25 protein-coding genes are annotated in these 26,138 nt (G+C 68.5%); 10 read left to right on the top strand and 15 right to left on the bottom strand.

All coding sequences use genetic code 11. From position 1 onward, the window contains the following. Positions 1–6 precede the first annotated feature (6 nt). The 4 genes from DFLDMN_RS16190 to DFLDMN_RS16175 form a co-directional block, all read right to left on the bottom strand. The gene (locus DFLDMN_RS16190; protein ID WP_423195896.1) at positions 7–1,812 is read right to left on the bottom strand and encodes a M61 family metallopeptidase; all 1,806 of its coding nucleotides are present in this window, start codon (positions 1,810–1,812) and stop codon (positions 7–9) included. A gap of 123 nt (positions 1,813–1,935) precedes the next feature. Beyond that, positions 1,936–2,937 (bottom strand): MDR family oxidoreductase, encoded by a 1,002-nt coding sequence (locus DFLDMN_RS16185; RefSeq protein WP_423195895.1) that lies wholly within the window; start codon positions 2,935–2,937, stop codon positions 1,936–1,938. Between the two features lie 89 nt (positions 2,938–3,026). Then, a complete protein-coding gene (locus tag DFLDMN_RS16180; protein ID WP_423195894.1) occupies positions 3,027–3,785 on the bottom strand; it encodes a DsbC family protein in 759 nt (252 codons plus the stop codon). A 129-nt stretch (positions 3,786–3,914) separates the two neighbouring features. Continuing rightward, entirely contained in the window at positions 3,915–5,195 is a 1,281-nt protein-coding gene (locus DFLDMN_RS16175) for a UbiH/UbiF family hydroxylase (protein ID WP_423195893.1), read from the bottom strand. Between the two features lie 149 nt (positions 5,196–5,344). On the opposite strand from DFLDMN_RS16175, the gene ychF reads away from it, so the two are divergent. Further along, positions 5,345–6,436, top strand: a complete 1,092-nt coding sequence (gene ychF, locus DFLDMN_RS16170; protein WP_423195892.1) for a redox-regulated ATPase YchF — start codon at positions 5,345–5,347, stop codon at positions 6,434–6,436. Between the two features lie 122 nt (positions 6,437–6,558). Here ychF and DFLDMN_RS16165 read toward each other — a convergent pair whose 3' ends face one another. Genes DFLDMN_RS16165 through DFLDMN_RS16155 form a run of 3 tightly spaced genes read right to left on the bottom strand, consistent with a single transcriptional unit; the run spans position 6,559 to position 9,295 of the window. Further along, positions 6,559–7,059, bottom strand: a complete 501-nt coding sequence (locus tag DFLDMN_RS16165) for a GDYXXLXY domain-containing protein (RefSeq protein WP_423195891.1) — start codon at positions 7,057–7,059, stop codon at positions 6,559–6,561. Continuing rightward, a complete protein-coding gene (locus DFLDMN_RS16160; RefSeq protein WP_423195890.1) occupies positions 7,056–8,174 on the bottom strand; it encodes a DUF4401 domain-containing protein in 1,119 nt (372 codons plus the stop codon). Before DFLDMN_RS16160 ends, DFLDMN_RS16165 begins: the two co-directional genes overlap by 4 nt. Then, positions 8,171–9,295, bottom strand: a complete 1,125-nt coding sequence (locus DFLDMN_RS16155; protein WP_423195889.1) for a DUF2157 domain-containing protein — start codon at positions 9,293–9,295, stop codon at positions 8,171–8,173. The genes DFLDMN_RS16160 and DFLDMN_RS16155 overlap by 4 nt, the downstream gene beginning before the upstream one ends. Positions 9,296–9,530: 235 nt before the next feature. On the opposite strand from DFLDMN_RS16155, the gene DFLDMN_RS16150 reads away from it, so the two are divergent. Beyond that, on the top strand, positions 9,531–10,298 hold the full coding sequence (locus DFLDMN_RS16150) for a 5'-methylthioadenosine/adenosylhomocysteine nucleosidase (RefSeq protein WP_423195888.1): 768 nt from the start codon (positions 9,531–9,533) through the stop codon (positions 10,296–10,298). A 65-nt stretch (positions 10,299–10,363) separates the two neighbouring features. On the opposite strand, the gene DFLDMN_RS16145 is transcribed toward DFLDMN_RS16150, so the two are convergent. Beyond that, positions 10,364–10,618 (bottom strand): GlsB/YeaQ/YmgE family stress response membrane protein, encoded by a 255-nt coding sequence (locus DFLDMN_RS16145; RefSeq protein WP_423195887.1) that lies wholly within the window; start codon positions 10,616–10,618, stop codon positions 10,364–10,366. 158 nt (positions 10,619–10,776) lie between these two features. Between DFLDMN_RS16145 and hemA the strand changes: the two genes are divergently transcribed. The 6 genes from hemA to DFLDMN_RS16115 all read left to right on the top strand — a co-directional run bounded on the left by hemA (position 10,777) and on the right by DFLDMN_RS16115 (position 16,176). Next, positions 10,777–12,081: a glutamyl-tRNA reductase gene (hemA, locus tag DFLDMN_RS16140; protein ID WP_423195886.1), complete on the top strand. Its 1,305-nt coding sequence runs from the start codon at positions 10,777–10,779 to the stop codon at positions 12,079–12,081. A gap of 124 nt (positions 12,082–12,205) precedes the next feature. Beyond that, entirely contained in the window at positions 12,206–13,288 is a 1,083-nt protein-coding gene (gene prfA, locus DFLDMN_RS16135; protein ID WP_423195885.1) for a peptide chain release factor 1, read from the top strand. A gap of 313 nt (positions 13,289–13,601) precedes the next feature. Beyond that, on the top strand, positions 13,602–13,925 hold the full coding sequence (locus tag DFLDMN_RS16130; protein ID WP_423195884.1) for a hypothetical protein: 324 nt from the start codon (positions 13,602–13,604) through the stop codon (positions 13,923–13,925). Between the two features lie 350 nt (positions 13,926–14,275). Further along, positions 14,276–15,097, top strand: coding sequence for a peptide chain release factor N(5)-glutamine methyltransferase (gene prmC / locus DFLDMN_RS16125; RefSeq protein ID WP_423198445.1), 822 nt, complete (start codon positions 14,276–14,278; stop codon positions 15,095–15,097). A 132-nt stretch (positions 15,098–15,229) separates the two neighbouring features. After that, positions 15,230–15,541, top strand: a complete 312-nt coding sequence (grxD, locus tag DFLDMN_RS16120; protein WP_061953372.1) for a Grx4 family monothiol glutaredoxin — start codon at positions 15,230–15,232, stop codon at positions 15,539–15,541. Positions 15,542–15,549: 8 nt separating this feature from the next. Next, the gene (locus tag DFLDMN_RS16115; protein ID WP_423195883.1) at positions 15,550–16,176 is read left to right on the top strand and encodes a UbiX family flavin prenyltransferase; all 627 of its coding nucleotides are present in this window, start codon (positions 15,550–15,552) and stop codon (positions 16,174–16,176) included. 187 nt (positions 16,177–16,363) lie between these two features. Here DFLDMN_RS16115 and DFLDMN_RS16110 read toward each other — a convergent pair whose 3' ends face one another. From DFLDMN_RS16110 to DFLDMN_RS16100, 3 genes are all read right to left on the bottom strand, one after another. After that, positions 16,364–16,582, bottom strand: coding sequence for a hypothetical protein (locus DFLDMN_RS16110; RefSeq protein ID WP_423195882.1), 219 nt, complete (start codon positions 16,580–16,582; stop codon positions 16,364–16,366). Between the two features lie 124 nt (positions 16,583–16,706). Continuing rightward, positions 16,707–18,227 carry an aldehyde dehydrogenase family protein gene (locus DFLDMN_RS16105; protein ID WP_423195881.1) on the bottom strand — a complete coding sequence of 507 codons (1,521 nt, stop codon included), beginning with the start codon at positions 18,225–18,227 and terminating at the stop codon, positions 16,707–16,709. Continuing rightward, complete coding sequence (locus DFLDMN_RS16100; RefSeq protein WP_423195880.1) at positions 18,224–19,405, bottom strand: saccharopine dehydrogenase C-terminal domain-containing protein; 1,182 nt, start codon at positions 19,403–19,405, stop codon at positions 18,224–18,226. Before DFLDMN_RS16100 ends, DFLDMN_RS16105 begins: the two co-directional genes overlap by 4 nt. A gap of 138 nt (positions 19,406–19,543) precedes the next feature. On the opposite strand from DFLDMN_RS16100, the gene DFLDMN_RS16095 reads away from it, so the two are divergent. Further along, positions 19,544–19,993, top strand: a complete 450-nt coding sequence (locus DFLDMN_RS16095) for an Lrp/AsnC family transcriptional regulator (RefSeq protein ID WP_423195879.1) — start codon at positions 19,544–19,546, stop codon at positions 19,991–19,993. 40 nt (positions 19,994–20,033) lie between these two features. Here DFLDMN_RS16095 and DFLDMN_RS16090 read toward each other — a convergent pair whose 3' ends face one another. The 3 genes from DFLDMN_RS16090 to DFLDMN_RS16080 all read right to left on the bottom strand — a co-directional run bounded on the left by DFLDMN_RS16090 (position 20,034) and on the right by DFLDMN_RS16080 (position 22,885). Further along, positions 20,034–20,873, bottom strand: coding sequence for a hypothetical protein (locus DFLDMN_RS16090; protein ID WP_423195878.1), 840 nt, complete (start codon positions 20,871–20,873; stop codon positions 20,034–20,036). 81 nt (positions 20,874–20,954) lie between these two features. Next, on the bottom strand, positions 20,955–21,299 hold the full coding sequence (locus tag DFLDMN_RS16085; protein WP_423195877.1) for a hypothetical protein: 345 nt from the start codon (positions 21,297–21,299) through the stop codon (positions 20,955–20,957). 173 nt (positions 21,300–21,472) lie between these two features. Further along, the gene (locus DFLDMN_RS16080) at positions 21,473–22,885 is read right to left on the bottom strand and encodes a chloride channel protein (protein ID WP_423195876.1); all 1,413 of its coding nucleotides are present in this window, start codon (positions 22,883–22,885) and stop codon (positions 21,473–21,475) included. 159 nt (positions 22,886–23,044) lie between these two features. Between DFLDMN_RS16080 and DFLDMN_RS16075 the strand changes: the two genes are divergently transcribed. Continuing rightward, positions 23,045–23,518, top strand: a complete 474-nt coding sequence (locus DFLDMN_RS16075; RefSeq protein WP_423195875.1) for a winged helix-turn-helix transcriptional regulator — start codon at positions 23,045–23,047, stop codon at positions 23,516–23,518. Here the strand turns inward: DFLDMN_RS16075 and DFLDMN_RS16070 are convergent. Continuing rightward, positions 23,515–25,971 carry a carbohydrate-binding family V/XII gene (locus DFLDMN_RS16070; protein WP_423195874.1) on the bottom strand — a complete coding sequence of 819 codons (2,457 nt, stop codon included), beginning with the start codon at positions 25,969–25,971 and terminating at the stop codon, positions 23,515–23,517. The genes DFLDMN_RS16075 and DFLDMN_RS16070 overlap by 4 nt on opposite strands. Positions 25,972–26,138 lie beyond the last annotated feature (167 nt).

The raw sequence follows: 26,138 nt of genomic DNA, 5'->3' as shown, positions 1-26,138 counted from the left end.
GGCCCCTTACTGTCCGAGCCAGCGTGCGCGCAGCGCGTGCCGGCCTTCTTCCAGCGCGACGCGGTACTGCGTGGCGGGCTCGCGGCCGAGCTTCACGGGCAGCACCTGCAGCTCATCGCGGCGAAATACGTGCAGCTCGGCGCGATCGCCGGCGCGGTAGCGTGCCAGCAGCTTGTCCAGCTGGCCGGGCGCGAGGCGCAGGCCGTCGAGCGCCACCAGCAGGTCGCCCGCGGACACGCCGGCGGCCTGGCCCGCACCACCGTCGAGCACCTGCGTGACACGTATCCAGCCATCCTCGGTGCGCGTCTTGATAGCGAGCGCGGCGCCGTTGCCCGGCTTCTGTGCCTCGGCCTTGACGCCGAACGCGCGCAGCAGCGGCGCCAGCGCGATATCGCCAGTCCCCTCGGTCAGCGTAGGTAACAGGTTGCCGAGCCGCAGGCCGGTCACCTCATCGAACAATGCGTAGACCTCGGCCTCGGTCACGCCACGCTGGACGCTACCGGACGCATAGAAGTCCCGGCCATAGCGTTGCCACAGCGCGCGCATGATGTCGTCGAGCGAACGGCGGCCGGCCGTCTTCTCGCGAATCGTCAGGTCGAGCGCGAGCGCGACCAGCGACCCCTTGGTGTAGTAACTGACGATGGCATTGGGCGCGTTCTCGTCCTGGCGGTAGTACTTGGTCCAGGCATCGAACGAGCTGGCCGCGACGCTCTGCTTGGTGCGGCCATTGCCGCGCAGCACGCCGTTCCACGTCTTGGTGATCAGCTCGATGTACTGCTTGCTCGTGATCAGCCCGGTGCGCGCGAGCACCAGGTCGTCGTAGTAGCTCGTGAACCCTTCGAACAGCCACAGCAGCGGCGTATAGGTTTCCTCGCCGAGCCGGTACGGCACGAACGCCGCGGGCTTGATGCGCTTGACGTTCCAGGTATGGAAATACTCGTGACTGCACAGCCCCAGGAAGGTCCGGTAACCTTCGCTGGTCTCGCTGTCGCCACGCACCGGCAGATCGCCGCGCGCGCACATCAGCGCGGTACTCGCGCGATGTTCGAGGCCGCCGTAGCCATCGGTCGTGACCATCGTCATGAACACATAGCGGCGGTTGCTGTCGAGGAACGGCGCACGCGCCGCGCGCGGTTCGAACAGGCGGATCTGCGCCTCGCAGATCTGCTTGAGGTCGCGGCAGACGCGCTGCAGGTCCAGGCCGGGTACGCGGCCGGTGAACACCACGTCGTGCTGCGCGCCGCAGGCCCGGAAGCTCGCGAGCGCGAACTCGCCCATTTCGACGGGATGATCGACCAGCTCGTCGTAGTCGGCCACCTGATAGCGGCCAAAGCCGTAGCGGCGCGCGCCTTCGCGCCCGCGCGCCTCGGGCATCGCGGTGGCGACGCGCCAGTTGCGATAGGCCTCGCCGGCGGGCGGCGCGATATCGACGGTACAGGCGCGATCGTCCTGGCCATCCACGCGCAGGAACACCGAACTGCCGTTAAAGAAACCGTGCGTGGTATCGAGGTGCGCGCTGCGCACCGACAAGTCCCATGCATAGACTTCGTAGCGCAGCACCAGCGGCCCGTCGCACGGCGCGGCCTGCCAGGTTTGCTTGTCGAGCTTGGTCAGCGCGACCTCGCCGCGCGCGTCGTCGGCACGGATGCGGACGATATTGCGCGCGAATTCGCGAATCATGTAGCTGCCCGGAATCCAGGCAGGCAACGAGAAGGTCTGGCCTTCGGGATCCGGTGCGTCCACCGTGACGGTCACGGCGAAGAGATGCGCTTCCGGATGGAGAGGGGCAATGGCGTAGCGGATCGGCGTCATGGGCACGATTGTAGCGTTACGCCGGCGCGCCGCGTGCTGACGGCCGCGTGTGCGCCCGGGTCTGCCTCGGCGATGTCCGCATCCGCAACAGCGGCATCAGCAGCATCGGCGGCATCAGCCGCATCAGCCATTCACGTCGACCACGACGCGGCCACGCATGCCGCCTGCGACGATGCGGTGTCCCGCCTCGATCGCCTCGGCCAGCTTGATCTCGCGCGTAATGGCCTGCAGGCGGTCGGGGGCGAGATCCTGCGCCAGCCGCTGCCAGGCCCGTTCGCGCAACGGCATGGCCGCCATCACGCTGTCCACCCCGGCCAGCGTGACGCCGCGCAGGATAAAGGGTGCCATCGACGCCGGAAAATCCATGCCTTGCGCCAGGCCGCACGCGGTTACCACGCCACCGTAGCGCACCTGGGCGCAGGCGTTGACCAGCGTATGGGAGCCGACCGAGTCGATCACCGCGGCCCAGCGTTCCTTCTGCAGCGGCTTGCCCGGTGCACCCAGTTCGGCGCGATCGATGATGTCGGCCGCGCCCAGGGCGCGCAGGAAGTCCGCCTCGGCGGTCTTGCCGGTGGACGCCGTCACGCGATAGCCAAGCTTCGACAGCAGTGCAATCGCGACCGAGCCGACCCCGCCCGAGGCGCCGGTCACCAGGATGTCGCCATCGCCCGGCTTGACCGGACCGTCGACGCCGCCGCGCTCCAACGCGAGCACCGACAGCATCGCCGTATAGCCGGCGGTGCCGATGGCCATGGCCTGCCGCGTGGTGAACGCTGCGGGCAGCCGCACCAGCCAGTCGCCCTTGAGGCGCGCGCGCTGGGCCAGACAACCCCAATGGGTCTCGCCCACGCCAAAGCCGTTGAGCACCACCTTGTCGCCGGCCTGCCATCTGGCATCGGTCGACGACACCACCGTGCCGGCACCATCGATGCCGGCCACCATCGGCCACTTGCGCACCACCGGCGCGCGGCCCGTGATGGCGAGGCCGTCCTTGAAGTTGATCGTGGAGTAGTCGATGGCGACCAGTACATCGCCGTCCTGCGGCAACTGGTCGTCTTCCAGCGCGGCGATTTCCGCCTGCGTCTTGCCATCGGCCTGGGTCAGCAGCAACGCCTTGAACGTCATGGTGTCTCCTCGTTCGGGTCTGGCCGTTCAGCCGCGCGGTGTGCGCCCGCTGCCGTGCGGCAGGCCGGGCGCCCTCGCCGCGGGATCGATTATTTCTTCAGGCTGGCGAACTTGCGCTCCAGCGTGGCCACATCGGCGGCGCCGGGAATGCGCGAGCCGTCGGTGAAGAAGATGGCCGGCGTGCCGGTGACGTTCATGCTCTGGCCGAGCTTGAGGTTGTCGTCGATCGGCGTCTTGCAGTTGCCGTTGCCGGTCAGGGCCACATGATTCAGCATCCAGTCGCGCCACGCCTTGGAACGGTCGCTCGCGCACCAGATCTGCTTCGACTTGGTGGTGGAATCGGGCGACAGCACCGGGTACAGGAAGGTGTAGACCGTGATGTTGTCCATCTGCTGGAAGGTCTGCTCGATGCGCTTGCAGTAGGGGCAATTGGGGTCGGAGAACACCGCCACGGTGCGGCTGCCATCGCCCTTGCTCCATTTGACGGCGCGCGCGAGCGGCAGGTCCGACCACTTGATGCGGTTCAGCTCGGCCACGCGCTCCTCGGTCAGGTTCGTGCTGGTCTTGGTGTCGAGCAGTTCGCCATTGAGGATGTAGCGGCCGGTGGCATCGGTATAGACCACCTGGCTGCCGACGGCGACCTCGTACAGGCCCGGAATCGGCGTCTTGGTAACGCTGCGCACTTCGGCGCGGCCGCCGACCATTTTCTCGATCGTTGCCCGGATGCGATCGGTGCCCGGCTCATCGGCGGCCAGCGCGTGCAGGGCATAGCCCGCCGCGGCCACGCCACCGGCGAGGGCGATTGCCGCGGTCGCGCGGACCGATTTCAGGCGGAACATTTGCAACATTGTGACTCCAGGTGTCGGTGGGCGCTCGCCCTTCCGGATCGGGTAATGAGGTTCGGGGAAGTCTGGGTTCGGAGAATTCCTGGCTGGGAGAATTCCTGGTTGGGAGAATTCTGCGCCTGGATTCTGCGCTCAGCCCAGCGCGCGGCCAATCAGGAATTGCTTGAGCAGCGCTTGCCGGCCGACCGCGCGCATGCCGAGATTGCGCACCACGCGGGCCGGACTGCCCGGCAGCGAGAACAGCCGGTGCAGGCCATCGGTCGCCGCCGTCAGCGACAACAGGTCGGTGGCGCGGGCACGCTCGTAGCGGCGCAGCAGGCGCAGGTCGCCCTCGGCGCGGAACGCTTCTTTGTCGGCCATCACACGGCCAAGTTCCGCAACATCGCGCAAGCCCAGGTTCATGCCCTGGCCTGCGAGCGGGTGCACCACATGCGCGGCATCGCCCACCAGCACCACATGCGGCTGCACGAAATGCTCGGCGCGCTGCAGGACCAGCGGGAAGGCTTGCGCCGGGGTGATGCAGCGCAATGTGCCGAAGCGGGCGCCGACTGCGCCGGTGGCGGCCTGCATCACGGTCAGGGCCAGCGCCTCCGGCGACAGTGCCGCGAGCTCGCGCGCATGCGCCTCGTCCGCCGACCACACCATCGAGACGCGGTTGCCAGGCAGCGGCAGCATCGCGAGGATCTCGCCGTTGGCGGGTTCCTCGTCGGCCATCAGTTTTTCCGGGCAGCCGAGGAACCATTGCCAGGCGGTGTCCTGGTGCGGCAGCTCGCAACGGAAATTGGCGACCACCCCAAGCTGGCGATAGCGACGCGTGGTGGTCGAGATATGGCATTGCTGGCGCACCCACGAGCGCGCGCCATCGGCGCCCACCACGCAGCCTGTGCGCACGCGGGTACCGCCGGCGAGCCCGATCGTGACGCCATCGAGATCGCGCTCCAGCGTCTCGCCGGTATCGTCGAACCACTGCACTTGATGCTGGAAGCGCAACGCGGTGTCGAGCACGCGCTCGACATGGCCCGACTCGATGATCCACGCGAGCTGCGGCACCGCGGCCGCATAAGCCGAGAAATGCAGGTCGCCATGGGGCGAGGGATCGGTCTCGCAGGCGCTCACGTCGCCGAACACGCGCATGTCGCGCACCGGCTGCATGCGCGCCGGGTCCAGTGCCTCCCACACGCGCAGCCGCTCCAGCAATGCCTGGGAACTGGCGGAGAACGCATAGATGCGGCTATCCCAGTCGTCCTCGCCCGTACGCGCCGTGTCGCTGGCCGGCCGCGGCGCGATCAGCGCCACCTGCATGCCCTGCTGCGCCAGCAGCAACGCACACGCCTTGCCGACGATACCGCCACCGACCACGGCAATCTGGAAACGAGAGGGGGCAGAGGCTGACGACATGCGGGTTGACGACATGGAGGTTGACGACGTGGGCCGGGCGGGTCTGGTCATGGTCGGGATTATAGCCACGTGACGCGGACGCTTCCGGCGGGCGGAGTCCCGTGGCCGAAGGGCGCGCCGGGCATCCGCTAGAATACGGGTTTTGCTATTTCCAGCCTGACACCATGAGCCTCAAATGCGGCATCGTCGGCCTGCCCAACGTCGGCAAGTCCACGCTGTTCAATGCCCTGACGAAAGCCGGCATCGCCGCCGAAAACTATCCGTTCTGCACCATCGAGCCCAATGTGGGCGTGGTGGAAGTGCCGGATCCGAGGCTCGCGAAGCTGGCCGAGATCGTCAAACCCGAGCGCGTGCTGCCGGCGACGGTCGAGTTCGTCGATATCGCCGGTCTGGTGGCGGGCGCGTCCAAGGGCGAAGGCCTGGGTAACCAGTTCCTCGCCAATATCCGCGAGACCGATGCCATTACGCACGTGGTGCGCTGCTTCGAAGATCCCAACGTGATCCACGTGGCCGGCAAGGTCGATCCGCTGTCGGATATCGAAGTCATCAACACCGAACTCGCGCTGGCCGACCTGGCCACGGTCGAGAAGGCGCTCGCGCGCTACGTCAAGCCGGCCCGCGCCGGCGACAAGGAAGCACAACGCCTGGTGGCCGTGCTGGAGAAAGCCCAGGCGGTGCTCGACCAGGCCAAGGCCGTGCGCACGCTCGACCTGTCGCCCGAGGAGTGGGACGCGCTGCGCCCGTTCTGCCTGATCACCGCCAAGCCGACCATGTACGTGGCCAACGTGCTGGACACTGGCTTCGAAAACAACCCGCACCTCGATGCGGTGCGCGGCTACGCGGCCACCACCAATTCGCCCGTGGTCGCGGTGTGCGCCGCCATCGAGGCCGAGATTGCCGATCTGGACGATGCCGACAAGGCCGAATTCCTGGCCGACCTCGGCATGGAAGAACCGGGTCTCGACCGTGTGATCCGCGCCGGCTTCAAGCTGCTGGGCCTGCAGACGTACTTCACCGCCGGCGTGAAGGAAGTCCGCGCCTGGACCATCCACGTGGGCGACACCGCACCCAAGGCGGCCGGCGTGATCCACACCGACTTCGAACGCGGCTTCATCCGCGCCCAGACCATCGCCTACGAGGACTACATCGCGTACAAGGGCGAACAGGGCGCGAAGGAAGCGGGCAAGATGCGCGCGGAAGGCAAGGAATACGTGGTGAAGGACGGGGATGTGATGAACTTCCTGTTCAACGTCTGACCAGGCTGACGCACTGCGCCACCGGCTGGTTGCCGCGGCAAAACAAAAAGGGCTTCCGGTGGGAAGCCCTTTTTGTTGATCGATCCGCACCATGCATGCGGTCGGCGCCGCGGCGGCGCCACTCACATCGGCGTCATTCCCTCTCCCCGCATGCCCACCAGCAACGCGCGCCCGTCCGCATCGACGCGGAATTCGCCATACTGCGCGCGGGCATAGCGTTGGGCCTGCCCTTCCTGGAAGAACCAGGCGTCGGTGGAGACCTGCACTGCGTTGCTGCCCCAGCGCGTGGGCACGTGCTGGACGCGTAGCAGGTGTTCGTCCGGCGCCAGGGGCTTGCCGTCGTACAGGCGCACGAAGTGGCCTTCCTGGTTGGCGTCGCGGCGGACGACGACCACTTCCTCGCGGCGCGCCCGGGTCGGTTGCACGCGTTGGGCGGCGGTAATGTCGATGCCGATGCTGAAGTTCAGCGCCATGTAGTCGCCCTGCATCAGCGAGCGCGGGTCCACCGGCGCCAGGCGCAGGTACAGCACGTCGCCATGCCGCAGCACGCGCTCCTTGCCGACGATGACCGCCGCGGCGATAGCGAGGGTCAGCAGCCATCCCACCAGGATCCAGCGCTTCATGGCAGCCTCCTTGCGCGTGGCAGCGCCTTGCGCGCGGCGAGCAGTACCACGCCGGCGACGGCGAGCGTGATGGACTTGGCCAGCAACGTCCATTGCAGCGTGCTGTAGTACCACGCGAAGCCCAGCAGCAACGTCGTGATCGCGAGTCCAAGCCAGGGTGCGGAGCCGCGCCGCAACGCATAGGCGAGTGCCAGCACGCCCGCGGTGACGGCGGGGGCGAGCATCATCAGCACGCTGAACGCGGCCGCCACCGCGAGCACCGCGATGGTCGCTGTGGCCGTGACGGCCAGGCGCCGGCATTCGAGCGCGGCGCAGGCCACCAGCGTGACGCCGAGCAGCGCGCCTGCGGTCCATGCCCCGGGCACCGGCCAGGGGTTGCCGGGGCCGAGCAGGATCGCGGCGGGATGCGCGATGCCGGTCACCGTCAACGCGGCGCCCAGGCCAAACAGCAGCGAGGCGTCGGCCGCCGGCGCCCACATGCCATGCCGGCCGGACGCGGCCACCGCGTCCTCCTGCCACACGAAGGCGGCCACCCCTGCCATGGCGAAGGCGCACAGTCCGCCAACCGGGATCGGCAGCAACATCGTGCGGGCGCCGCCGAGCGGACCGATCGCGAGCGTGGCTGCAACCGCCAGCGCACTCCACGCGCCCAGTGCCATCAGGAACCGGTGCAGGCGGCTGGGAATCAGGAAGAACAGGACAGCTTCCAGCGCGGCAACGATAAGCCAGAACAGGCTGCCCTGCCCCCAGATGCCGCTGCCCAGCAGCAGGCTCAGCCCCGCCACCATCAGGCCCTGACCGCCCAGGCTGAGCGCCAGCGCGAATTGCCCGATCGCGATGCGGGTGCCATCGCGGCCCGCCGCGCGGTAGCATGCTGCCGCGCCGGCCAGCAGCGCCAGTCCGACCACCAGCGTGCCCGCGCCGCTGGTACGCGCGAAGCCGAACACGAAGCCGAGCACGAACAACTGGCAGAAGAGCGCGCCCAGCCAGCCGGCCGCGCCCATCAGCAGCCGGATCGGCCACGGCGCGCGCACCGTCGCCGTGAATTCGCCCTGCACCTGGCCGCGGCTGGCGAGGTGATCCCACAGCCGGCGTTCGATCGGTGTCGCGTTCATGCCGGGCTCCTGGCTTGCGCATGCCATGCGCGCATCAGCCAGCTGCCGGCCATTGCCGCCAGCCCCACGGTCAGCACCGTCAGCACCAGGAACACGCCAAAGCCGGCCTGCGGGCCGGACAGCCAGCGCCCCGCCCATGCCACGATCAGGCCGATGGCGGTGAGGCACACCACGCTGAGGACGACGATATCGAAGCGGCGCCAGCGGAACCAGGCACCGAGCCCGGCCAGCACTGCCAGCGCCAGCCCCGCACCGGCGATATCGACCCGATGGCTGAATACGCTCATCAGGCCGACCCACCCGGCATAGGCGCAGGCCAGCAGCGCAAGCAGCCTTGGCCCGGTCTGGCCGCGGAAGCCCCATGCCAGCGCGTGCGCGGCAAGCACGTACCAGAGGACCAGTTGCGCCAGCGCGGCGCCGAGCAGCAGGCGCATGGTGGCGGCCGCCCGCTCGGCGGTAAACAGCAGTTCCAGCATGCCGCCCACACCCAGTTGCACGCTGCCATAGCGCAGCAGTGCGACGTTGCCGACCGCCAGCACGATCCACCAGTGCGGCGCGGCGCGTGCCGCGAGCGCCCATGGCGTGGCCAGCAGCGTCCATAGCGCGAACAGTTGCCAGGCATCGGCACCGGTCTGGTAGGTCTGCCCGATGACCGCCATCAGCACGCCGGAGACAATCTGCGCGGCAGCGAGGGCCGCGCGGGCGGCCATATCGTCGCTATCGTGGGACCTGCGGGTGGATCTGGCACCGGACCTGGCACCGGTCGATGGGGTTCCGCCGGCCTCACCGAATGCGCTGTCGCGGGCCACCATCGCGCGTACGCTGCCGGACAGCCGTAGCGCGGCAAAGCCCGCGAGCAACGTCAGCGCGGCGGCCAGCAGACCGAAGCGGGTGAATTTATGAAGGGCGGCCCAGTTGAAAGCAAAAAAGACGATGACCCCGGCACAGACCAGCGCCACGCCCAGCATCAGCAGCGCGCGCTCGAGCCAGTCATGCCAGTCGGCGCGCGTGGGCAGCGTGGGCTGCCAGGCCTGCGTCAGCGCCTCGGCGGACAGCCGGCCGCGACCGCGCCAGTCGGCCAGCGCCTGCTGAAGAATGCGGCGATTCGAAAATGGTTCCAACCGTCGATCTCCCCGGAGTCGGCATGGGCTCCAATGTAGCAGCACGCGGGCAAAAGTCGTTCGAAACATGCTTCGGTCCGGTCGGCATGCGCGCATCGTGCAGGTATGCCGCCGTGCCCATCGGACCTGTTCCGCCAGCGGCCATGCGGCCCATCGTGCGATTTGACGAATCGAGGTTTCCAAGCCGCGCGGATGCCGGCTATGCTCCGCGCATCCCCCTATCCTCAGCATTGTCATGACCCTCGGTATCCTCGCCGCCATCCACGATGAAGTCGACGCGCTCATCGCCGCCATGCAACACGAAGATGCGCGCGCGAAGGTGCACACCATCGGCATGCGCGACTACCACGTGGGCGAACTGCATGGGCATCCGTGCGTGCTCGTGCTCGCCCGCATGGGCAAGGTGGCGGCCGCCGCCACCACCGTCACGCTGATCCGCGAATTCGACGTCGACGAGATCGTCTTCACCGGTCTGGCCGGCGGCATCGGCGCGGAAACACGCGTGGGCGACGTGGTGGTGGCCGATCGCACGCTGCAGCACGATCTGGACGCGCGGCCGTTCTTCCAGCGTCACGAAGTCCCGCTCCTGGACCGCGCCGAATTTCCCGCCCACGCGCGGCTCACGGCCGAACTGCAGCGCGCCGTGGAAGGCTTTTTGCGTGAGGATCTGCCGCAGACCGTGCCGCCCGAGGTGCTGGCCCGGTTTGGCGTACGCGACCCGAGGCTGCATGTGGGCATGGTGGCGAGCGGCGACCAGTTCATCAACGCGCCCGCCGCCGTGGCGGAACTGCGCGAACGCCTGCCGGCCTTGCAGGCGGTGGAGATGGAAGGCGCCGCGCTGGCGCAGATCTGCCACGAATATGGCGTGCCCTACGCGGTCATGCGGACCGTCTCCGACCGCGCCGACGACACCGCGCACGTCGACTTCCCGGCGTTCCTGCGCGATGTGGCCAGTCACTACTCAAGCGGCGTGATCGAGCGCCTGCTGCGCGGGCGCGCTTGACGAGAGGTTTGAAGAGACGTTTGAAGGCACGCTTGAGGGCGTACCAGGCGGATATGCCGGCAGCGCTAGCGGCGCGACTGGCGGCGCGGCCGCACCAGGCCCCACCCCGCCACCAGGAACGCCGCCCCGAGAATGGCGGCGCCCCAGCCCAGCAGCTGGCCATCGCTGAAGACATGAAGCGCCCGCCCGCCATAGAACGCGACCAGCGCGCCGATGGCGCCCAGGATGGGCGCGGCGACGACCGTGACCACCCGTCCGGCCGGGTGCCAGAACCGTCCCGCCAGGCCGACCAGGGCGCCGACCACCAGCAATCCGAGCATCTCCCTCACTCCTGTGTCGCAAAAGGCACAGCAAATTGGCTGCGTCCATACGATACTTCATATCCGGGGCATTACCCCCATATCCTGCAAGACCCGCGCCCGGCGGTATAATGGCCAGCGCTCCGGCGACGTTCCGGATTGCATGAATATCCCCACAAATGCAACTGCTAGCGATCGGCATCAATCACACGACGGCACCCGTCTCGCTTCGAGAACGGGTGGCGTTTCCGCTTGAGCAGATCAAACCCGCCCTTGGTACGCTGCGCGCGCATCTGGCCGGGCGCAGCGGCACCGAGGCCGCCATCCTCTCCACCTGCAACCGCACCGAGATCTATTGCGCGACGGACGTCCTCGCGCCGGGCTCGGAAGGCTTCGAGCACACACTGCGCTGGCTGGCCCAGCATCACAATGTGCCGGCAGGCGAGCTGGCGCCGCATTTGTACGCCCTGCCGCAGTCCGAGGCGGTCCGTCACGCGTTCCGCGTGGCCAGCGGCCTCGACTCCATGGTGCTGGGCGAAACCCAGATTCTCGGCCAGCTCAAGGACGCGGTCCGCACCGCCGGCGAGGCCGGCGCGCTCGGCACGTATCTGAACCAGCTGTTCCAGCGCACCTTCGCGGTGGCCAAGGAAGTTCGGGGCCAGACCGAAATCGGCGCGCACTCGGTTTCGATGGCCGCCGCCGCGGTCCGCCTCGCACAGCGGATTTTTGAAAGCGTCTCGACCCAGCGCGTGCTGTTTATCGGCGCCGGCGAGATGATCGAGTTATGCGCGACCCACTTTGCCGCGCAGATGCCGCGCCAGATCGTGGTGGCCAACCGTACCGTCGAACGCGGCGAAAAGCTGGCCGAGCAGCTTGCCGGCCAGGGCCTGACCACCGAGGCGATCCGCCTGTCGGAGCTGGGCGAGCGCCTGCACGAATTCGATATCGTGGTGTCCTGCACCGCCAGTTCGCTGCCGATCATCGGTCTGGGCGCGGTCGAGCGCGCGGTCAAGCGCCGCAAGCATCGCCCGATCATGATGGTCGACCTGGCCGTGCCGCGCGATGTGGAGCCGGAAGTCGCGCGCCTGAACGACGTGTTCCTGTACACCGTGGATGACCTGGGTGCGATCGTGCGCGAGGGCAATGCACTGCGCCAGGCCGCCGTGGCCCAGGCCGAGGCGATTATCGAGACGCGCGTGCAGAACTTCATGCACTGGCTCGAGACGCGCAGCGTGGTGCCCGTGATCCGCGAACTGCAGGCCCAGGGCGAATCGATGCGCCAGGCCGAACTGGAACGCGCCCGCCGCATGCTGGCTCGCGGCGACGATCCCGAGGCCGTGCTGGAAGCCCTCTCCGGCGCCCTTACCCGCAAGTTCCTGCACGGCCCGACCCACGCGCTCAACCATACCCAGGGCGACGACCGCGAGGCCCTGCTGCGCCTGGTACCGGGCCTGTTCCGCCACAGCAGCCACTCCGAACGCTAGCGACAGGCGCCTGCCTGCTCGCGTCTGGTCCGGCACGGCGTGCCGGCCTCGGCCACCCGGCCGCCCTTCTTGTCATCCGCGCCGCGCACCCGTCGCGACGCCTCTGTCGGATTCCCGGATTTCCATGAAAGCCAGCATGCTCAAAAAGCTCGACCAGTTGGCCGAGCGACTCGACGAAGTCAACGCGCTGCTCGCCCGCGAGGACGCGACTGCCGATATCGACCAGTACCGCAAGCTCTCGCGCGAACATGCCGAGCTCTCGCCGGTGGCCGAGCAATATGGCCAGTACCGCCAGGCGCAGGACGACCTGACCACCGCGCAGGCGCTGCTCGACGACCCCGACATGAAGGAATTTGCCGCCGACGAGATCGAGGCGGCGCGCACGCGCCTGACGTCGCTCGAAGCCAGCCTGCAGACCCTGCTGCTGCCGCGCGATCCCAACGACGATCGCAACCTGCTGCTGGAAATCCGCGCCGGTACCGGCGGCGAGGAAAGCGCGCTGTTTGCCGCCGATCTGCTGCGCATGTACACGCGTTACGCGGAGCGCCGGCGCTGGCAGGTGGAGATCATGAGCGAATCGCCGTCCGACCTTGGGGGGTACAAGGAAGTTATCGTCCGCATCGCCGGCGATGCCGCGTTTTCGCGTCTGAAGTTCGAATCGGGCGGTCATCGCGTGCAGCGTGTGCCGGCCACCGAGGCGCAAGGGCGGATCCATACCTCGGCCTGCACCGTGGCGGTCATGCCGGAAGCGGATGAGGTGGGCGAGGTCGAGATCAATCCGTCCGACCTGCGCATCGACACCTTCCGCGCCTCGGGCGCCGGCGGGCAGCACGTCAACAAGACCGATTCGGCCGTGCGCCTGACCCACCTGCCCACCGGCATCGTGGTGGAGTGCCAGGACGACCGCAGCCAGCATCGCAACAAGGACAAGGCGATGAAAGTCCTGGCGGCGCGCATCAAGGACATGCAGCTGCGCGCGGCGCAGGCCAAGGAAGCTAACACGCGGCGCAACCTGATCGGCTCCGGCGACCGCAGCGACCGGATTCGCACGTACAACTTTCCTCAGGGGCGCGTGACCGACCACCGCATCAACCTGACGCTCTACAAGATCGACATGATCATGGATGGTGACCTGGACGAGCTGATCGGTGCGCTGGCGGCCGAACACCAGGCCGACCAGCTGGCGGCGCTCGGCGACGAAGGCTGAGATTGCGCGGTGTCGCGGGCGCGCCGGGGTCGGAAACCGCGTCGCGTCCCCGCGACGGGCGACTCCAACGGCCGCTTCAAACCCGGCGGCCCGGCTTTCCCCCCACAACATCCGTGAACGCACGGGCAAATCTTTGTATCTGTTGTAAATGCTTGAAACAGCACTGGCCGCGAAAAGGCGCCTGTCTATAATCGAATCCGACCGGACCGCCTCCTTTCCGTCACATGCCCAGGATTGATCCGGGCATCGCCTGAATGGCGCATGCATGGTCCGGCTGATGTCGACTCCTCAAACAGACACAAAGGATGAAATCATGAAGAAACTGCTCGCGCTGTTGATGATCACCGCTGCCATGGCTGCTTGCAGCAAGAAGGAAGAGGCTCCCCAGACCAACGCCGACAGCGCCATGCAAAGCGCGGCGGAATCGGCCAAGGCCGCCGCAAGCGATGCCGCCGCTGCCGCCAGCAACGCCGCCGATGCGGCCCAGGCCGCGGCCAGCGGCGCCGCCGCGGATGTTTCCGCCGCGGCCGAGAAGGCCAAGGACGACGCTGCCGCCGCCATGGCCAACGCCAAGAGCGCCGCGCGCGATGCGGTCAACACCACCGCCGACAAGGCCAAGGACGCCGTCAACAAGTAAGCGCGCCGGTCACGGCGCACCGGCTCGGCGACGGCTGTACCCGCGCCGGCCCGGCAAGCCGGGGGCAAAACGGCTTACACTAGTCGCCAGCTTGAAACCCAGGCGCCAGCCGGAAGGCTTGCCCCCGAACCCCGTCGAGCGGATGTGCGACGGGGTTTTTTCGTTGGATCGACGTCGTTACGGGCGGCAGCGCCGCTCAGGTGCGGCTCATGTGCGGCCCGCCCGCTGTGCCGCCCGCTGTGCCGCGCCTTGTTCCGCCCTGCAATCCACCTTCTGCCTTGCATTCGCCCGCATCGTGACGTCGCCCACTTCCGGCACCCCGCCCGGTCCTCCGCCCTCCCCCGCCCACCCTGCGCGAAGCCCAGTCGCTGGCCGCGATGGCCGGCCTGCCCACGCTCGAGGCGCGCATGCTGCTGACCCATGTGACGGGCTTTACCCGCACCCAGCTGATCACGCGCGATGGCGAGCACCTGACGCCGGCCCAGCATGACGCGTTTTCCACGCTGCTGGCGCGGCGCCTGGCGGGCGAGCCGATGGCGTACCTGATCGGCGAGCGTGAGTTTTTCGGCCGCACGTTCCGCGTCACACCGGACGTGCTGATCCCGCGGCCCGACACCGAAGTCGCGGTGGAGGCGGCACTGGCGCGTCTGGCACAGGTGCCGGGGCCACGCATCCTCGATCTCGGCACCGGCTCCGGTGTGCTGGCGGTCACGCTGGCACGCGAGCGTCCGGACGCGGAAGTCTGGGCCACCGATATCTCGCCGGGCGCACTGATGGTGGCGCAGGACAATGCGCGCGCACTGGCGGCAGGGCCGATCCATTTTCTGGTCTCGGACTGGTACCGCGCGCTGCCGCCAGCGCTGCGCTTCGACCTGATCGTGAGCAATCCACCCTATATCGCCGCGGGCGACCCGCATCTGGACGAAGGCGACCTGCGCTTCGAGCCGATCGATGCGCTGACCGACCATGAGGACGGTCTGTCCGACCTGGCCGCGATCGTCACTGGCGCGGTGTCGCGACTGGCTCGCGGCGGCTGGCTGCTGATGGAGCACGGTTACGACCAGGGCGCGGCCACGCGCGCCCTGCTTGCAAACGCCGGATTCGAGGCCATCTTCACCGCACGCGACCTCGGCGACAACGAGCGGTGCAGCGGCGGCCAGTGGCCCGGCTGACCGGTGCCGGGGGCCCGCGCTGAAGGCTGGCGGCGATTCCGGTAAAATCCCCAACCTGTTCCCCCCGATTCATTTCCCCAAGGCGGCGCCAGCCTGTTGCCGGCCCCGACCTGCTAGCGGATACGCAAAATCATGAGTGACGTACAGCAAAAGATCGACCAGATCGTAAAGGGCAGCCCGGTAGTGCTGTTCATGAAGGGCACCGCCCAATTTCCGATGTGCGGCTTCTCCGGCCGTGCCATCCAGATCCTGAAGGCCTGCGGCGTGGACGCGCCGACCACGGTCAATGTGCTCGAGGACGACGGCATTCGCCAGGGCATCAAGGAATACGCCAACTGGCCCACCATCCCGCAGTTGTACGTGAACGGCGAGTTCGTCGGCGGCTCGGACATCATGATGGAGATGTACCAGAACGGCGAACTGCAATCGCTGCTGAAGGCCTGAGTCCGCCGATGCCCGTGCCGCAACGACTGATCGTCGCCATCACGGGCGCAACCGGCGCCATCTACGGCGTGCGGTTGCTGCAGGTGCTGCGGGGCGCGCCGGGGGTGGAGACCCACCTGCTGATATCGCCGGCGGGCGTGATGAACCTGCAGCATGAACTCGAGATCGGGCGCGCCGAGGTGGAGGCGCTGGCCGACGTCGTGCACAACGTGCGCGATATCGGCGCCACCATCGCGAGCGGCTCGTTCCGCGCGCATGCGATGGTGGTGACCCCCTGCTCCATGCGTACCCTCGCGGCCATCGCGCATGGCCTGGCGGACAACCTGATCACGCGCGCGGCGGACGTTACGCTCAAGGAGCGGCGCAAGCTCGTGCTGATGGTGCGCGAAACCCCGCTCAACCTGGCGCATCTGCGCAACATGACAGCCGTGACCGAGATGGGTGGCATCGTGTTTCCACCGGTGCCGGGCTTCTATCAGAAGCCGCGCAGCCTGGCGGAGATGGTCGACCATACGGTTGGCCGCGTGCTCGATCTGGTCGATCTGCCGCAGATCGGCGCGACGCTCGCGCCAGGATGGGGTGGCCTGCATGGGGACGGCAACGCGACGCCGGACACGGAGCGCGGATACACCTGACGTCGTGGAAGCGGCTAAGGCAGCTAAGCCAGCTAAGCCAGCTAACGCAGCCAGGATTGCCGAGGCTGCCGAAGTTGATGAGGTGGCCGGGGTGCATGGACTGCCGGGGTGCATGAACAGCGATAACGCGGACGCCTGCGCCGGGCGCAATCGGCGTCAGTTCCCCCCACGCTACCCGACCATCCGCTTACCAGTGGCGGTAGTGTCGCCGGCCATAATAACCATAGCCGCCGTAATAATACGGCCGCGGTGCCACCACCACCGCGGGCGGGCCCACGTACACAGGCGCCGGCGCCACCGCCACCGCGGGTTCCACCACGGGACCCATCGGCGTCGGGTACACCGCGCAGCCACTCATCAGTACGGCCGCACCGGCAACGGCCACTCCAGTCAGGATTGCTCTCATTTGTATTGTCCTTGGGGCGGGCACAGGATTGCCCATGCCTTCAGGAACGTTATACGGCCGGCTGCGGTAATACAGGGTCAAGCCGCTGTAACCCCTGTTACGATTCGCTACACGCAGGTGTCGGTCAAACGTCGAAGCGGATGCCCTGCGCGAGCGGCAACGCATCGCCATAGTTGACGGTATTGGTGGCCCGCCGCATGTAGCCCTTCCACGCATCCGATCCCGACTCGCGTCCGCCCCCGGTCTGTTTCTCCCCACCGAAGGCTCCACCGATTTCCGCGCCGCTGGTACCGATATTGACGTTGGCAATGCCGCAATCGCTGCCCGCCGCGGAGAGGAACCATTCGGCCTCGCGCAGCGACTCGGTGAAGATGCACGACGACAGTCCATGCGCGGCGGCATTGTTGAGCGCGATCGCTTCGTCGAGCGAGGTGTATGGCATCAGGTAGAGAATCGGCGCGAAGGTTTCGGTCAGCATGGTGTCGTGCTGCGTGTCGGTGAGCACCAGGGCCGGCCGCACATAGCATGCGTGCGGATAACGATCGGCGAGCAGGCGTTCGCCACCGTGCACGACATTGCCCTGCGCGCGGCAGCTGGCGAGCGCGTTGGCCATGGCATCGCCGGCGGCGGCATCGATAAGCGGCCCGACCAGCGTGCCATCCTGCAGCGGGTCGCCCACCGGCAGCCGCGCATAGACCTGGCGCAGGCGGCCGGCAACCGCCTCGATCCGGTCGACGTGGACAAACGCGCGCCGCAGCGTGGTACAGCGTTGCCCGGCAGTGCCCGCCGCCGCGAACGTCATGGCGCGCAGGGTGAGTTCCAGGTCGGCAGACGGTGCCACGATGGCGGCATTGTTGCCGCCGAGTTCGAGGATGGTGCGCTTGAACTGCCCCGCGCACACGCTACCCACTTCGCGCCCCATGCGCGTGGAGCCGGTTGCGCTGATCAGCCGCACCGAGGGATGCTGCACCAGGTGATGGCCGAGCGCGCGTCCGCCCGGCAGCACGGTGGCGATGCCGGCGTACTGCGGCGCCTCGGCTTCCAGCACGCGGTCGAACAGTGCCTGGACCGCCAGCGCGCATAACGGCGTCTTCTCGGACGGCTTCCATACCACGCCGTTGCCGCACACCAGCGCGAGCGCTGCGTTCCATGCCCACACCGCCACCGGGAAATTGAAAGCCGAGATGACGCCGCACAGCCCATACGGATGCCAGGTTTCCCGCATGGCATGGCGCGGGCGTTCGGACGCGATGGTCAAGCCATGGAGCTGGCGCGACAGGCCCGTGGCAAAGTCGCAGATATCGATCATCTCCTGCACTTCGCCCAGACCCTCCTGGAGGATCTTGCCGGACTCCAGCGAGACCAGCCGCCCCAGCGCCTGCTTGTGCCGGCGCAGCGTCTCGCCAAAGCGCCGCACCACCTCGCCGCGGGCCGGCGCGGGCGCCAGCGCCCAGGTGCTGAAGGCCGCGTGCGCGCGCGCGATGCGGGCATCGGCCTCGGCCACCGTGCATGCGGCCAGTTGTCCGAACGCCTCGCCGTCGATCGGCGAGCGCAGCGTCAGGGTCCCGGTGCCGCCGGCCCCGGCCTCCCAGGCCTGCGGCAATGCCATGGCCTGCCAGCAGGCCGCAATCTCTTGCGCTTTCATGCGACGGTCTCCCGCAGAGGATGATGCGCGTAATGCTGGCCGAAACGATTGGCCAGAAACAGATCGAGCGGCATGGCTTCCTGCCGGACAAAGCCGGCCTGCGGCAGCATGCCCGTGACGACCAGATCGAGCGCGGTGCAGATGCCGGCCGCGGTGGTCAGCTGGATCGCGTTGACGTGTCCCATGCCGTCCACCCCGTCCATGCCGCCGATGCGCGTCGAGAACGAAGCCTGGGTGAGCGCGCCGCGCGCGCCTTCGGCGGTCGGCCGGTAGCCGGTGGCGCTGGCAAACACGATCACCACGTCCTGCTCCGTCTCCGGAATCGCGCGCTCGAAGATGTCGCGCAGCCAGTCGCGCCGCTCGCGCAGGCGCAGGTCGTTGAGCAACAGCTTCATCTGCGGGCAATGGCCGGGATAACGGATCGACTTGTAGTCGACGTGCCGCGCGCGGCCGGCCAGCGTGTCCGGCAAGGTACCGAGCCCTCCCGAGGTATTAAACGCTTCGTACTCGATGCCGTCCAGCGCAAAAGTCTCGAGCCCTTCCAGCGCGGGCAGCTCCACGCGGCGGCCGTCGACGATCGCCTCGCACGGGTTGCAATACTCGTTGATCAGCCCTTCGGTGCTCCACGTCAGGTTGTACTTGAGCGCGTTGCTCGGATAGCGCGGCAACGCGCCCACGCGCATATGGAGGTCGAGCAGTTCGCCGCCGCGCAGAAAGCGCTGCGCGAGCGCATGGCCGACCACGCCGATAAAGCCCGGCGCCAGGCCGCATTGCGGCATCAGCACCGAACGCGCGTCGGATGCGAGCGCGCGGATCGCGTGGGTGGCCGCTACGTCCTCGGTCAGGTCGAAGTAATGGACCCCGAGCTGCGCCGCCACGCTGGCCACCCCGATCGCGGCATGGAACGGCAGCGCGTTCAGCACCGCGGCCGCGCCGGACAGCAACGCCGCGCAGGTGCCGGGTTCGGTCGGATCTCCCACGCGGACCGCGATCTCGTGCGGCAAGCCGTCGAGGCGGCGCGCATCGTGGTCGACCACGGTCACGCGATAGTCGCCGCTTGCGTGCAGCAGCATGGCGATGGTGCGGCCGATCTTGCCGGCGCCAAGCACGACGACGGGCAGTGGCCGTGGTAATGGGGACAGGTCGCGCGGGGCGCGTGCGAGCGTAGAAGGTTGCATGGCGGCTCCAGCAAGTGTTGTTCTGCACTCAAGTATGGTGGCCGGCACGCACGGAATGTAGGCGCAAGATTGACGAAAGCCCGGCATAATCTGGCGATTCGACAAGATCTTTCGACGATACGACACCGAGACGACCCCATGGCGGAACTGGACCCGATCGACCGGCATCTGCTGTCGCTGCTGCAAGGCAATGCGCGCGAAAGCGCGGCCAACCTCGCGCGCGCGCTCGGCATTGCGCGCACCACGGTGGTGGCGCGTATTGCGCGGCTGGAGAAGAACGGCGTGATCGCCGGCTATGGCGTGCGGCTGGGCCGGCAGATGGAGGACAACGCGATTCTCGCGTTCTGCGGGCTGTCGGTGCAGCCCAAGGCCGCGCCCGCGGTGGTGCGGGCGCTGCAGCGGCTACCGGAGGTGGAGGAACTCAACTCGGTCAGCGGACCGGTCGACTACATGGCGGTGATCCGCTGCGATACGCACGCGCGGCTCGACAAGCTGCTCGATGAGATCGGCATGCTCGATGGCGTGAACCATACGACCACGTCGATCGTGCTGGCGCGCAAGATCGACCGGCGCCGCGCGGCGGGCTAGCGGTCGGCAGGCGGCAGGGCGGCGATCAGGGGCGCACGGATTACCACTTGCCGGGATCGACCGGCTTGACCGGGCTCTTCTTGTCGACGCCCTTGTCCGCAGGCTTGTCGGCGGGCTTGTCCGCCGGTTTGGCGCCTGCCTTCTCTCCCGTCTTCTCTCCCGCCTTACCCCCCGACCTGGCAGCCGGGGCCGATGCCGGCGCGAGCGACTTGGCCACCTCCGCATCGCGGTTGGCCATCAGCGCGCGCGCCTGGGGCAGCAGCAGTTCGATCGTACCTTCCGACGGATCGTCGGGAATGGCGTACAGCTCGATCGTCAACGGCCGCTTCATCCAGCCCGCGTGAATCGCCTTGACCGGCTTGCCGGCCTTGTCGCGCAGGTCTTCCTGCTCCTGGCGGAACGGCTTGCCATAGCGCGTATTGAGGCTTTGCAGCGCGGCCTCCTGCGAGCGGATGCCGTCGGTCGGCACGATCAGGCCGACCAGCGCATTGCCGTCGACGAACGCCACCAGGCGCGCGCCGTCCATAAAGGCCGGGCGCTTGTCGCGCGGCACGCCGACCTGGCGCATGGTGCCATCGCCCTGCAATTCCACGCATAGCGCGGTCACGTCACGGCCGTCGGCGGTCCGATGGTCGGCGCAATCGGGCAACTGCGGCAGCGGGTTGCCGATCTCGAGCACCGAGAGCATGGGCTTGAGGGCGTCCACGCCGGCAACGGTCGGTGCGGCGGTGGCGGCCGCGGTGGTGGACGGGCTGGTGGCCGGACTTGCGGGAGGGTTCACCGCGGGCTTTGCCGCGGAAGGCGCCTGGGCGGCGGCAGTGGCGACCACGCCGGCCGCGAACAGGCCGGCGGCGGCCAGCCTGGCAAAGGGAAATCTCAAAACTGAACTCCTGGGTGAAGCGGAAAAGGCTCCGCATTGGAGCCCGGCGCGCGCCAGATGTTCCGGCATGCGCGGGTGCCGCTAGCGCAACATATGGAACACGGCGTTGGCCAGCATGCCGGCGATAGCCAGCAATATCCCCCAGAGTAACAGACGCGGCAGGCGGCTCGGCGGCAGCTGCCGCGGCGGGACACGGCGCGGCATGGTCATGCGCATGCGCGTATTGGTCTGCAGGCCGCGCGTATGCCAGATGGTGTCGCCGGTCGGCTCGTGCAGGTCGGCGCCGCGCCGGGCCGGCGCCGGTTGCGACGGTCGGACGAGCGGGCGCGGTGTTCGGGACTGCTGCGATTGCTGCGATTGCTGCTGCGATTGCTGCGGGGACTGCTGCCTGGATTGTCCCCTTCCCACAGGTCGTTGCGTGGCCATCTTGCGCTCCCCCGAGTGCATCGGCTTGCCGGCGCGCCGAAGTGTGCCGCCGGAACACACGCGCGGCCTCGATCTGCTGTCCCAGGTACGCGCGCGGCACATGGTAGGGCATAGCGTTACGGAAATCCATGGGCCGGCCGGCGGCCCGTGGCATCTCTCACACAACCCGGCCGCTAGCGGCGGTGCGCGACTTCCAGCGCCTCGCGCCGGAATGCCTTGCCCATCTGGTGATAGAACGGACGCGGGCAGAACTGGCGCGCGAGGAACGAAGCCAGCAGCGCGGCTGCCAGCAGATACACGGTCAGGTCTTCGGTGCGCGTCATCTCCATCACGATCACGCTCGCGGTCACGGGCGCCTGGGTCGCAGCGGCGAGGAACGCCGCCATCGAGATCAGCGCGAGCATGCGTGGCTCCGGCAGGTACCCGAGCCAATGCGCGACGTTGTCGCCGATACCCGCGCCGATGGCCAGCGCCGGGGTGAAGATGCCGCCCGGCACGCCGGCCAGGTAAGACAGCACGGTGGCCAGGAACTTGCCAAGGCCGAACCACGGCGTGCCGCCCGACTCGCCGTTGATCAGGGCCGCCGTCTGCGCATAGCCGGTACCGAAGGTGGCGCCGGCGGTGAGCGTACCGATTACCGCGACCAGCAGCCCGCAGACGAAGGCCACCGCAACCGGATGCGCCTCGGTCCAGCGGCGGCAGCGCACGGGCACCAGCCCCGCTGCACCGCCCAGCAGCAGGCGCGCGAACACGCCGCCAAGCACGCCGTTGACCGCCGCGCAGAGCAGCACCGGCCCCCACGCGTCGTGCAGGGCAAGGATGGGTACCTTGAGACTGAAGTAGGCGTTGTTGCCGAGCACGACCAGCGAAACAAAGCCCGCCGTCAGCACGCCCGAGAGGACCAGGCGGTCCCAGCGCACCGACGTGCCCCGGCCAAGCTCCTCGATGGCGAACACCACGCCGGCCAGCGGCGTGTTGAAGGCCGCCGCCAGGCCGCCCGCCGCCCCCGCCGCGATCAGCGCATTCGGATGAAAGCCGATGCGGAAGCCCAGCCTGCGCTCGCACCAGCGGCCCCAGGCCAGCATGGCGGCCGCGCCCACCTGCACCGACGGACCCTCGCGGCCGACCGAGGCACCCACCAGCAGCGCACCGGTCGTCAGCCATACCTTCCAGATCGACTGGCGGAACGACACGAGGAGACGCTGAGGCGGACCGTCCGGCGGTAACGTGATGGCAGCAATGACCTGGGGGATGCCGCTGCCCCGCGCCTGCGCGGCAAACCGGAGCGTCAGCCACCGCAGCGCGGCCAGCCCGCACGGCAGCATCACGAAGGCGAGCCAGGGCGAGTGGGCGGTGACCTGCGCGTTCCAGCGCAGCACCACATCGGCCACCCAGGCGAACACCATCGAGAACAGCGCGACACCGCCGGCGCCGCACATGAAGACCGCGTAGCGGCGCGTGGTACGCGAGATGCGCCCCGCCTGCCGCGACTTGCGCGCCACGGCCCGCCGCGCGCGGCTGCCCCACGCACGCGACTCGCCACGCTCGTGGCCGGGGGGCGGGGACGGCTCACTCGAATCGGACATGGCGGCTCACCTGGCAAAGGACCTGGGGACAGTGACGACACGAGGTCACTATACGCGGGCAGCCCGGCCCCGCAACACGCGGTTCGCATGCCAGCAAGCTTTCATTACGCAAGCTATAGTGCTAAGACTTGCATATAGAAAGTGATGGATCTTCCTGCCATGGCACCCAAGGACTTTGCCGCCATGCCCTGCCCGATCGCCCGTTCACTCAGTGTGCTGGGCGAGCGGTGGACCCTGCTGATCATGCGCGAGGCGTTCTACGGCAGCACGCGCTTCGATGAATTCGAGCGGCGGCTCGGCATTGCGCCGAACATCCTCAGCGCACGGCTCAAGGCGCTGGTCGAGGCGGGCCTGCTCGCCCGCACCCAGGCGCCTGGCGGCGGCGCGCGACATATCTATGCGCTCACCGAACCGGGGCGCGATTTCTTTCCGGTGTTCGTCTCGCTCAAGGGTTGGGCCGACCGCTATCGTGGCGGCGCGAACGGACCGCTTACGGTTCTCGTCGATGCCCAGAGTGGCGCGGAAATCGCGCCGCCGCGCCTGCTGCGCGGCGACGGCAGCGAGATCTCGCTGGGCGACCTGCGCGTACTCCCCGGGCCAGGCGCGCGGTCAGGCCAGACGCGGCCCGCCTAGCGCCGAAAGCCGTGAAAGCCACCGCCGAGGCGCCCACCGCCAGGGCCCCCACCGCCAAAGCGGCCCTGCCATTGCTGGGCGCTGCCCTGGAAGCGCTGCTGGCCCACCTCGCGCGCCTGGCGCTGCGCTTCGAGCCCGGTGGCGGTATCGGGACCGGGCTGCACGGCCTCCCAGCCGCCTGACGTATGTTTTTGCCAGCCATTATCGGTGCGCTGGTAGACATTGCCATCGTGGCCCGCATACACGTTGCCGTTGTTCCAGGCCACCGCGTTGTCCTTGCCCGGGTTGGCGACGAAGCCGCGGCTCGCCGCGCTCTGGGCGCCGGTCTGGGCGTTGCCCGCGACGCCCACCTCCGCGGCGCCCACGCGGCCGGTCTGCGCGTCGTACCCGGCCACCTGGCGGCCGGCCGCGTAGTTGCCGGTATTGGCATTGCCGACCACGCCGCCGCGTCCGGCCACCGCGCTGCCCGTGGACGGATTGGCAAAGCTGCCCTCGCGCCCCGCCGCATAGTTGCCCGAATAGGGGTTGAACGCCGCGCCGCGGCTGCCCTGCGCGCGCGCGCCGGTGGCGGGGTTGTAGCCGGCCGCGGCGGTGCCGCGCCACTGCGTGCCGGTCCACGCGTTCCAGCCCTGGGCATGGGTGACCGTGCCCTGCCCCCAGCGGCCGTACACGTTGGCCTGGTTCACGTTGACGTAGTTCCAGCTGTAGGCGCCGCCCCAGTACGGTCCCCAATAGGGACTGGCCGCGCCCCAGATGGCCCCGGCGGCAAACCCGAAGGCAAAGCCCTCGGCGGCACCGATGCCAAAGCCGGCGCCATAGCCGTAGGTCACCGGATAGCCGTAGTACACGCCGCCGGCGTAGGTCCCGAGGTAAGGCGGATAGGCATAGCCAGTGCCATAAACCACCGTGCCGGAAGGATTCACCACCACGCCGAAGTAGCCTGGCGTATAGCCCACCACGACCGTCTCGGGGGTCACGTCATAGATACGCACATAGGTCACGTAATACAACGGTGAAGCCGGTGGAATCGTGTAGACGGCCGCGGGCACCTCGGTCGCGACCGACCACGGCCCTTCCGGCGCGGGCGCGGCAAACCACACGCCATTGGCCACCGCCAGGTAGCGGCCGTCGACCTCGATCACCGGGGTGCCGGTATTGACGGCATAGCGCAGCGAGGTGCCGGCGATGGGCTCGAAGCGTGGCGCGCCGTCATAGCTCACGGCCAGCGTCGCCTTGGCCCGCGAGACCGATGCGGTCTGCGGAATCGTGGCCGCGATGGCGGCCTCCCGTGCCTGCGGGGTACCAGGCACCGAGACCAGGACATTGGCTTTGGCGTCGTGCGCAGGGATGCGCGCAAAGTCGGCCGGAAGCTGGTCGCCCGGCACGTACTCCCACGGACCCGGCAGCATCGGCGCGCGGAACCAGCGGCCCGACAGCAGCACGTAATACTGGTTCGAGGCCGGATCGACGAACACCGCGTGGTCGGCATTGGCCACGGTCAGCAGTCCGACCTCGGCCACCGGTGCCATCTGCGGCGCGCCGGTGGTGACGATCAGTTCGGCGGGACCGGTGGCAAGCAGCACCGCGGGGGCCTGCGCGGGCTTGCGGCCATCGGCGGGCAACATCGGATCCGGCCTGGCCGCGTCCTTGCCGCTCGCGACTTTGGCGGCGGCCGCGGTCAGGGCTGCCGGGGGTGCCGCCACGACCTCCCACGCACCGCCGGCGGACTCGGAGCGATACCAGTAACCCGCCGCCTGCAGGAACAGTTCGCCGCCGGCCGCGCGCAGCAGCAGCGCGCGGCTGTTGATGGCCTGCTCGAAGCTGGTACCCACCAGCTTGCGCCAGGCCGGCTCGCCATCGACATGCACGAGGATCGTCGGCGTGGTGGCAAAGAGGATCTGCGGCACATCGTTGCGCACCGCCACGCCCTGGCGCTGACCGCGCTGCTGCGCCACCGCATAGCTCGCCTGGAGCTGCTCGAGCGGCACCGTGAGGCCGCGCGCCGGCAACTGGGCGATCAGCGCCTGACGCACCGTGTCGGCCGCCTCGGGCCGGGTCGGTACCTCGACCTTGTTGAGGCGTAGCTGCGACAGCTGGACCAGCGCCGACGGCTTGTCGACGTCGGCCGTGGCGGAAAAATGGATCACGCCATAAGCCGGCGCGGACGCGTTGCCCGAGGCCGCGCCCTCCGCACCAGCGCCGGCGCCGGCCCCCACCGCCACCGCCGCGCGCCCCGCGATACGGTTGCCGTCCCAGGTGTCGATCTGCGGCTGATAGACCTCGATTTGCTGGTTGGCCGTATCGAAATGGCGCGGCCAGCCCAGCGACGCGGCTGGCGCCGTGGCTGCCGACGCGGCAGGCGCGGCGGTGCCGCGCTGGGCGGCGCTCGCCGCAAGCGGCACGGCGGCCAGCAGCGCCGCGGCCAGCCAGGGATGGAAGGGAGACGATGACATGCGAAGGGTTCTCGGGTTCGGGGTGGACTGGGCAAGACATGCCGGAGTTGGCCCGACGAATCTAAGTTAGAGCGAAATCGCGCACAATTGGGAGCAAAAACATTCATGATGACCCCGGAAAAAGACAGATCTGCCCCGGGGACGCCACCGATTGCCAGATGGCACCG

The sequence above is a fragment of the Cupriavidus sp. H19C3 genome, assembly GCF_049393815.1.
Lineage (GTDB): Bacteria > Pseudomonadota > Gammaproteobacteria > Burkholderiales > Burkholderiaceae > Cupriavidus.
Note: the sequence above shows the minus strand (reverse complement) of the source record. Positions and strands in the feature narration are given on the sequence as shown.

Bases quoted from the DNA above. Each gene is read 5' to 3' on its own strand.
- DFLDMN_RS16190 (WP_423195896.1), bottom strand. From the start codon at position 1,812: ATGACGCCGATCCGCTACGCCATTGCCCCTCTCCATCCGGAAGCGCAT.
- DFLDMN_RS16185 (WP_423195895.1), bottom strand. From the start codon at position 2,937: ATGACGTTCAAGGCGTTGCTGCTGACCCAGGCCGATGGCAAGACGCAG.
- DFLDMN_RS16180 (WP_423195894.1), bottom strand. From the start codon at position 3,785: ATGTTGCAAATGTTCCGCCTGAAATCGGTCCGCGCGACCGCGGCAATC.
- DFLDMN_RS16175 (WP_423195893.1), bottom strand. From the start codon at position 5,195: ATGTCGTCAACCCGCATGTCGTCAGCCTCTGCCCCCTCTCGTTTCCAG.
- ychF (WP_423195892.1), top strand. From the start codon at position 5,345: ATGAGCCTCAAATGCGGCATCGTCGGCCTGCCCAACGTCGGCAAGTCC.
- DFLDMN_RS16165 (WP_423195891.1), bottom strand. From the start codon at position 7,059: ATGAAGCGCTGGATCCTGGTGGGATGGCTGCTGACCCTCGCTATCGCC.
- DFLDMN_RS16160 (WP_423195890.1), bottom strand. From the start codon at position 8,174: ATGAACGCGACACCGATCGAACGCCGGCTGTGGGATCACCTCGCCAGC.
- DFLDMN_RS16150 (WP_423195888.1), top strand. From the start codon at position 9,531: ATGACCCTCGGTATCCTCGCCGCCATCCACGATGAAGTCGACGCGCTC.
- DFLDMN_RS16145 (WP_423195887.1), bottom strand. From the start codon at position 10,618: ATGCTCGGATTGCTGGTGGTCGGCGCCCTGGTCGGCCTGGCGGGACGG.
- hemA (WP_423195886.1), top strand. From the start codon at position 10,777: ATGCAACTGCTAGCGATCGGCATCAATCACACGACGGCACCCGTCTCG.
- prfA (WP_423195885.1), top strand. From the start codon at position 12,206: ATGAAAGCCAGCATGCTCAAAAAGCTCGACCAGTTGGCCGAGCGACTC.
- DFLDMN_RS16130 (WP_423195884.1), top strand. From the start codon at position 13,602: ATGAAGAAACTGCTCGCGCTGTTGATGATCACCGCTGCCATGGCTGCT.
- grxD (WP_061953372.1), top strand. From the start codon at position 15,230: ATGAGTGACGTACAGCAAAAGATCGACCAGATCGTAAAGGGCAGCCCG.
- DFLDMN_RS16115 (WP_423195883.1), top strand. From the start codon at position 15,550: ATGCCCGTGCCGCAACGACTGATCGTCGCCATCACGGGCGCAACCGGC.
- DFLDMN_RS16110 (WP_423195882.1), bottom strand. From the start codon at position 16,582: ATGAGAGCAATCCTGACTGGAGTGGCCGTTGCCGGTGCGGCCGTACTG.
- DFLDMN_RS16105 (WP_423195881.1), bottom strand. From the start codon at position 18,227: ATGAAAGCGCAAGAGATTGCGGCCTGCTGGCAGGCCATGGCATTGCCG.
- DFLDMN_RS16100 (WP_423195880.1), bottom strand. From the start codon at position 19,405: ATGCAACCTTCTACGCTCGCACGCGCCCCGCGCGACCTGTCCCCATTA.
- DFLDMN_RS16095 (WP_423195879.1), top strand. From the start codon at position 19,544: ATGGCGGAACTGGACCCGATCGACCGGCATCTGCTGTCGCTGCTGCAA.
- DFLDMN_RS16085 (WP_423195877.1), bottom strand. From the start codon at position 21,299: ATGGCCACGCAACGACCTGTGGGAAGGGGACAATCCAGGCAGCAGTCC.
- DFLDMN_RS16080 (WP_423195876.1), bottom strand. From the start codon at position 22,885: ATGTCCGATTCGAGTGAGCCGTCCCCGCCCCCCGGCCACGAGCGTGGC.
- DFLDMN_RS16075 (WP_423195875.1), top strand. From the start codon at position 23,045: ATGGCACCCAAGGACTTTGCCGCCATGCCCTGCCCGATCGCCCGTTCA.
- DFLDMN_RS16070 (WP_423195874.1), bottom strand. From the start codon at position 25,971: ATGTCATCGTCTCCCTTCCATCCCTGGCTGGCCGCGGCGCTGCTGGCC.